A 6614-nucleotide genomic window follows, 5' to 3' on the forward strand; every position below is an offset into this window, starting at 1 on the left:
TCATGCACAGGCCGCCGGTACGGCGCCGCATTCCGCTCGCCGTGTCACGATGCTGACGCTGACCGTGTCCCACGGACACGGGGGACGTTGAGCCGGGCGACGTGTGTGCACAGTCTGGGCGCCCTAGGGGAGGGCGCGGGCGACGGGCTGGGCAGTTACTCACGAGGTCCGGTGGCTGAAGGGTCTCTGGCCTTGTGTGGGGTCGGTGTGCGAGGGTCGTGGGACACCAGCCTGGTCTGGTAGGAGACCCCGAGCCGTCCGCGCAGGCTCTCTGCGGAGGGTCGGGATGCGGTTCGGGTGGTCTTGCTGGTCTGTGCGTGACCCCACGTCACGCTCCTGGCACCCACAACCGGGTGCGGCGGGCTCGACCCCTGATGAGAGGGGCGAACCATGAGCAATCTCAACCTCACCACCCACGAAGACTCCCAGTGCACGGTCATCACCGTGGCCGGAGATCTGGACCTGACGTCCTGCCCGGCACTGGAGGACGCCGCCTGCCGGGCCATGGCCGACGGATCGTCGCTGCGGCTGGACATGTCCGGGGTGACCTTCATGGATTCCTCCGGACTCAACCTACTTCTGGCCCTGCGCCGTCGCCTGGTGGAGGGCGATGGCTGGCTCGAACTCACGGGCGTGCGTGAAGCGCCGATGAGGGTACTGGCGCTGACCGGCGCGGATGCACTGCTCCTGCCCGCCGGTACGGAGGCACGGGAGCAGGTGCTGGACCCGACTGCCTGAGCCGCGGGGTGGTCACGGTCAGGCCGCCGCGACCACCCTGAGGGGTGGTCGTTGAGCAGGCGTGCTCTTCCTTCTCGACGGCGCAGCCTTTCTGACCGTCCGGTGCACCGTGTGCCTGGGCATGGGTCCGGCTGCCGCCCTGGACGACGATGCGGGCCCGCTCCAGGACGCTGCCCGCCGGCACCTCGCCGCCGCCCACCCGGATCACTCTGGTGAGCCCGACGACGCGTTCGTCGTGGAGCCGTGCCGGGGGTCATCGGCTGGGACGGGACCGAGCCACCGCACGAGACGTACAACCGCGCCTCACCGCCCACGTGGTGAACCGCTGCTCCGGGTCCGCTTCAGGTTTCGACGTGGAACAGGTCGGTGGTGCCGGTGAGCTCGAACAGGCGCCGCAGGTAGCCCGACAGGGGCCCGACCAGGACCAGCCGGGCGGGGCCGTCCTGAGCGTGCAGGAGGGCGTCGACCAGGGCGACGTCGCCGAACGCGATCGCGGTCAGGTCGACCCGGAGGCAGGTGGCGCCCTCGTCGATCGCGTCCGCGAAAGCCTGGCGCAGACAGGCGACGCTGTCGGTGTCGAACTCTCCGGTGGCCTGGACGAGCGCGGTCCCGTCGGGCCCCGTCACCTGCCGGTAGACGCCGGCTCCGCCCGGGGCGCTGTAGACCTGTCCGCTGGGCACCTGTGTGAACAGCACCTCGCAGTCGTCGCCCTTCACGCGGCTGCACTCCCCTCGGATTCCGCACCGGCGGTCTCATGCCCGGCCCCGGCCTTCGCCATGGCGGGGTTCCAGGGGTGGGTGGTGAGGGTCAGGGGGATGCCGAGCGCCTCGCACAGCCGGTGGACCCGGGCGAGGATGCTGAGCGAGGCGTCGGTGGCCGGCCGGGCGACGTGCAGACGCACACCCTGCGGGCGGTAGGCGAACGCCAGCCGCTGGACGTGCAGCGCCACAGCGGCCCGGGCAGCGACATCGAGATCGGCCGGGACGTTCACGGCCAGGACCTGGCCCTCGTCGGCATACTCCACAGGCACGGCACACCGCCTTTCCGCCAGACCGGCAGGCCGCCACACTCCCCCGAGCAGGTGTAGGGCGGCGGGCCGGGGGACCGGGTAGTCAAATCCAACTTGCGACCGGGGACGCAACGACGTCAAGGACCTGAACGCGCAGGCCCGGCCGGCGGGCCGGAGAGGCAGGCCCGCCGGCCGATTCCAGGCTAGGCGCCTGCCCGGCACCCGCAAGATCAAGGCAGCCGGGCGAGTGACAGCCAGCGGCGGTGCCCTTCAGCGGCTACCGTGGCCCACGGCTCCGGGTGCTGATCGGTCTCTCGCCCCGCTGCCTCGTCCGGTCCCCTGCCGACCCCCCCTCGCAGGGGACCGGACTCACGACGGTGAGGGCCTCACGGACGGCTGGCTCAGCTCTGCGGAGGGGGTGGCGAGCACGATGAGGTCCGCGCCGTCCGCAGGCACGGTCACCGGGTGTCCGAGGTGGGATATCAGGCTCAGGACCGCCGCTTGTACGGCTGTGCGCATGTGGTGCATCGCGGTGTGCGAGTGATCGGCCGCGAGTGCTGTGAACCCCTGCGAGGCGGTCCACGTGATCGCCACCCCGGCCGGTACTTCGATCACCCGCAGGCCTGATCTGTCGGCCGGAGCATCATCGAGCAGGTGGAACCCCGCCTGGCTCAAGACGTGACGCACGAGTCCGGCGACTTCCTGAGAAGAACATGACACAGCCGCCGCATGCCCCCAATCTCGGGCGCCAACCATCCACAACACGGCGAATGACGATCGTCGAGCCGCTACCGTGACCCACGGCCCCGGGTGCCGATTGGTCTCGCCCCGCAGCCGCCTGCCGGTCCCCTGCGCCCCCCACGCAGGGGACCGGCCGCGTTCAGAGCCCCGAACGGTGTGCCCGCCCCCGCACGGGCCCGCTCCCGCACCCGACGTCGACCCCCGCCGTGACGGCGGGGGTTTCGTCGTTCCCGGCCCTCTTCCGGGTCACCCGGCCGGGTGGATTTTTGCCCTCGCGTACACGTACGCGACTTGTGAGGCAAACCCCCAACTCGCCCTAAAAACATGCCTATTGACACGAAGAGGGATCTTTCGTCATCTTTCCGGCGTGGCCCGATCAGCGGGCCACGCCACCGTGATCGGAGTGAGTGATGCGCGAGACGTACGACGAGTCAGAGGCCGCGGGCCGGCTGCGGGTGCCGGTCGCGGCATGGCGCTGGGCCACCGCCTCAGGAGTGGCCCCCGCCGCCGACGCCGGGCCCCGCCTGTGGTCCCGGACGGCCGTGGAGAGCACCGACGCGGAAGCGGTCCGCGCCGCCCTGCGCGGCCCGGCCGGAGCCACCTGGGCGGCCGACCGGCTGACCGAAGCGCTGGGGGAGCCGCTCCGGTTCCGGCCGCGCGTGACCCCGGCCGCCGTCGGCCACCTCGTCCGCGCCGGACTGCTGACCTACCTCAGCGGCGAGCCTGCCTACCCCGACGTCCACCCCGACCAGGTCAACATGCTCGCCCGCCGTCGCGACCTGCTCGCCCTCCTCGACCGCCACGTCCCCCTCGGCCCCGACCAAGCCGCCCACCGCCTCGGCGTGCGCCGCACCGACTTCGACCAGGTCGTGCGCCTGGGGTGGATCGCCCCGGTCGGCTCCGTGGACGTCGACTACAAGCGGCAGGGCGGGGTGACCACGGTCCCGCTCTACTCCGCCGAGGACGTCGCCCTCCTGCCCGTCATCCGCCCGTCCGTGGACTGGCACACCCTGCGCACCCTCACCGCCGGCCGCCGCTCACCCCTCGCCGCGCTCACCCCCGACCCGCAGGGCGAGGCCCGGCTGCTCCTGGCGGGGGTCGCGCAGATCGCCGGTGTCGGCCGGGCCGCCGTGGTCAACTGGCGGCGCCGTCACCCGGACTTCCCCACGCCCGCGGCCGGCGCCCCCGTGCACCCGGAGTTCGACCGCCGTCAGGTCGTCGCGTGGCTCCTCGCGCACGACAAGATCGCCGTCCCCACCGCCGTCCCGGCCGCCACCCTCACCGTCGGCCCCGCCCTCGGCCCCGGGGCGCCCGTGGTCCTCCGCATGGACGACCCGCTCCTCGACCTGTCCGACGACCAGGAGGGCCAGGACCGCCTGTCCGGCTGGATGGCCGACACCGACGCTGACACCCTCGCCCACCTCACCGCCGAGGGGGCGGCCCTCCGCAGGCTCACCGCCCCCGGCACCACCCCGCTCGCCGTACCCGACGCGGTCCGCGTGACCGAGCGCTTCCGGGCCGGATCCGAAGGCCTGCACGTCACCCTCGGATGGCCGTCCCATCTGCGCGGCACTGCCTCACCCCGCACCTCCGGCGGCGTCATCCGCCACGTCCTGCCCTACACCACCCCCAGCACCGGGTGCCGCTGCGCACGGCAGACCTGCAGGGGCATCATCCCGACCGCGTACTGCACCGACCACGGCACCGCCGTCACACCCGCGATGGAATGGCACCCCGCCGACGGCACCCGATGCACCGCACTGCGCCGCGCGCACACGGCCGCTCCCGCGGTCGCGCGGGGCCCTCGAAGGCGGTGTGCTGCCTCGCCCCCGGCCCGGCGGTTGATTCGTCCGTTGGGTGGGGAGGGTTGAGGACGACGGGACGCGATGACAGAAGGGTTAGTCGAGCATTCCACCCCTTTTCAAAACATCCTGGCGATTGGTGGTTCTCGCGTATGACTGCCCAGCACTCCCAAAAGATCATTGCGGGTGCATCGTTCTGGCCTCTTGCGGAGAGATATAAAGCGATCGGATTTCAGGAATCGGGCTACCCCTTCGGGGGTTGGTTCAGGGAGTTCGACCCGCCCACGCTGGCTCAGATCAGGGAACGGCGTGATATCGGGAAGCCCTATATGCCCAAAAAATACGTGACGCCGGGAGACTGGCAGAAAAAAGAACCCGAGCATCTGCTCATAACCCTGGCCAAGGTGGGTCACCTGGTCTGGAAATGGCAGAAGGAGCGCCCTGAGCGCGAGGCCGATCGGCGAGAGTACGAGAAAGGAGTCGCAGAGGTCCGCGAGAAGCGCAGGTCGGTGTCGCATCTTCCACCTCGCTGGTGGAGGTTCCTCCACGAGATCGGGGGGTACTGCCTGCCCCCGTCCGACGACGGTACGCCGAGCAACTGGGACACCGTTCGGCTCAGGGCGCAGACCCCGAACTGGAACCCCCTCTTGTCCGAAGTTGGCGCAGCGCACCTGCGACTGAATCAGCTCGAAAGCCTGCCGCCGAGCACAGAGGTCTACGAGGAAGCGGTCGTGATGCTTACCGACCTCTCCCAGCGCATCGTGGATTGGGTGAAGGTCAACTATCGGCACCTGCCGCTGCCCCCACAATTCCCCTCAGGCGGGTACTGGAAATCCACGCTCCGGGATTCCTTGAAGCTCTATGCCACCTACATGCGAGACCTGGCTCGGTTCGAGTTCGGCGAGCTACCCGATGTGGTCATTCCTAATTTCAATAAACGGGGGATCGAATGGGAAGACCTTTCCCCGATACATGTTGCCGCGGGGAGAGCGTATCTCGAAGCAGCGGAGACAGTCACGGCCTGCGCCCCCGCCCTCGGGCGACTCCTGCATATCCACAACACGGTGCGTAAAGGCAGCCCAGAAATGGACGCGGACATCGAGGCTTTGGATTCCAACCTGCTGCTGCTGGACACTCGGCTCCGCACTCGGCTTCGCAGCTGATAGTTGTGGAGCAGAGGGCAGGTCCCAGGCATGACCGCCAAGTTCCAGAGAACTTGGTGCTGCTCTGGGCCAGCCATGCGGCCAGCGCCTAGCTTGGAGCCATGGTCGATGTCCCGGCGCCGCCGGGGAGTCCTCGGCGGACGCCGTTCCCTGACTCTGTCTGCGCGCCGGGTCCTCGGTACCGGGGTACAGGCCGGCGGAGCGCAGACCGCCTCGTGGTGAGCGTGGCTGCCTGGGGGGCTTGCCCTGTGTGGTTCGTAGGGCGTCTTCCCTGGTGGGTGGGCGTACTGTGAGGCTGTGTGGTGCTCACCGCGAGCACCTTGGTCGTGGTCCTGGTGCTGCTCAGTCCCGGCGAACTGGACGGCTTCCCGCAGCATCTGACGGCGGAAGAGTGCGCGGCAGCCGTCGCCGCCGCCAGCACGACGCAGGCCTCCGCCCCGGCCGTCGAAGAGGTCCCCGATCTGGTGGCCCACGCCTATGTCGCCTCCGTCGGAATCGGCGCCTGACCACCTCAGGAATACATCAGCCGCATGACGCCCCTGCTCCTTTTGTAGTGGGGGCGTTCTGTGTTGTGGGGGTGCTTTATGCGGGTTGTGCATGGGGTTTTTGGTGGTGTGTCATGAGGCTTTCGGAGTGGCGTTCTTGACGTGTTGTCAGTTTGCGGTTTTCGCATTTCTCTGGAATGGCGGGCTGCATTCGTGGGCGGTGGGGGACCCCCTCCCCTCTTGCTGCCGTCTGTAGAGAGGTTTAGACCACCTGGGGCCGGGTATGCTCCTCGTGTGAGACGGAGCGTGACCACCCTTTCGGGTGGGGGAGGGGCTGGACAGGCTCCTCCGGCCCCTGCATACTGTTACCAGGTAGACGGTTCCGAGGGTGTTCGAGGAGCCTCCGGCCCCGCAGGGGACGGAGGCGAAACCCCCACCCAGACCGGGACCACGAGCAAGAGTCAGGCTCCTGACCAGCGGAAACGGTCGCCGCAGGCGGCCGAGACCGAAAGGCCGGCCCCCACACCGGGGCCCGCAGGCCCGGTGTAGCCGGGCTGCCCCGCAGTCACCGAAGGTGACTGCCCTCCGGGCTCACTCCGCCCGGCGCCGCGCAGCGGCGCGGTCCCCTTGGAGTGACGCAGTCACTCCGCGTCGTGTCTCCGCAGGAGACCGCGCG

The 6614-nt window shown here is 69.7% G+C and carries 6 protein-coding genes; 4 read left to right on the forward strand and 2 right to left on the reverse strand.

What is annotated here, in order from left to right; translation table 11 throughout:
- Positions 1-390 precede the first annotated feature (390 nt).
- Positions 391-738: an STAS domain-containing protein gene (locus tag ACFYXU_RS36730; RefSeq protein WP_389462132.1), complete on the forward strand. Its 348-nt coding sequence runs from the start codon at positions 391-393 to the stop codon at positions 736-738.
- Between the two features lie 341 nt (positions 739-1079).
- On the opposite strand, the gene ACFYXU_RS36735 is transcribed toward ACFYXU_RS36730, so the two are convergent.
- Both ACFYXU_RS36735 and ACFYXU_RS36740 read right to left on the reverse strand, forming a co-directional pair.
- The gene (locus ACFYXU_RS36735) at positions 1080-1454 is read right to left on the reverse strand and encodes an STAS domain-containing protein (protein ID WP_389462134.1); all 375 of its coding nucleotides are present in this window, start codon (positions 1452-1454) and stop codon (positions 1080-1082) included.
- Positions 1451-1768, reverse strand: a complete 318-nt coding sequence (locus tag ACFYXU_RS36740) for a hypothetical protein (protein WP_389462136.1) — start codon at positions 1766-1768, stop codon at positions 1451-1453. The genes ACFYXU_RS36735 and ACFYXU_RS36740 overlap by 4 nt, the downstream gene beginning before the upstream one ends.
- Positions 1769-2898: 1130 nt before the next feature.
- Between ACFYXU_RS36740 and ACFYXU_RS36745 the strand changes: the two genes are divergently transcribed.
- The 3 genes from ACFYXU_RS36745 to ACFYXU_RS36755 all read left to right on the forward strand — a co-directional run bounded on the left by ACFYXU_RS36745 (position 2899) and on the right by ACFYXU_RS36755 (position 5959).
- Entirely contained in the window at positions 2899-4359 is a 1461-nt protein-coding gene (locus ACFYXU_RS36745) for a hypothetical protein (RefSeq protein ID WP_389462138.1), read from the forward strand.
- Positions 4360-4442: 83 nt separating this feature from the next.
- The gene (locus ACFYXU_RS36750) at positions 4443-5453 is read left to right on the forward strand and encodes a hypothetical protein (protein WP_389462140.1); all 1011 of its coding nucleotides are present in this window, start codon (positions 4443-4445) and stop codon (positions 5451-5453) included.
- Between the two features lie 299 nt (positions 5454-5752).
- Positions 5753-5959, forward strand: a complete 207-nt coding sequence (locus ACFYXU_RS36755) for a hypothetical protein (RefSeq protein WP_389462142.1) — start codon at positions 5753-5755, stop codon at positions 5957-5959.
- The last annotated feature ends 655 nt before the right edge of the window (positions 5960-6614 follow it).

This window comes from Streptomyces sp. NPDC002232, from assembly GCF_042890295.1.
GTDB lineage: Bacteria > Actinomycetota > Actinomycetes > Streptomycetales > Streptomycetaceae > Streptomyces.

Coding starts and splice junctions, on each gene's coding strand:
- ACFYXU_RS36745 (WP_389462138.1), top strand. CDS start 2,899: ATGCGCGAGACGTACGACGAGTCAGAGGCCGCGGGCCGGCTGCGGGTG.
- ACFYXU_RS36750 (WP_389462140.1), top strand. CDS start 4,443: ATGACTGCCCAGCACTCCCAAAAGATCATTGCGGGTGCATCGTTCTGG.
- ACFYXU_RS36730 (WP_389462132.1), top strand. CDS start 391: ATGAGCAATCTCAACCTCACCACCCACGAAGACTCCCAGTGCACGGTC.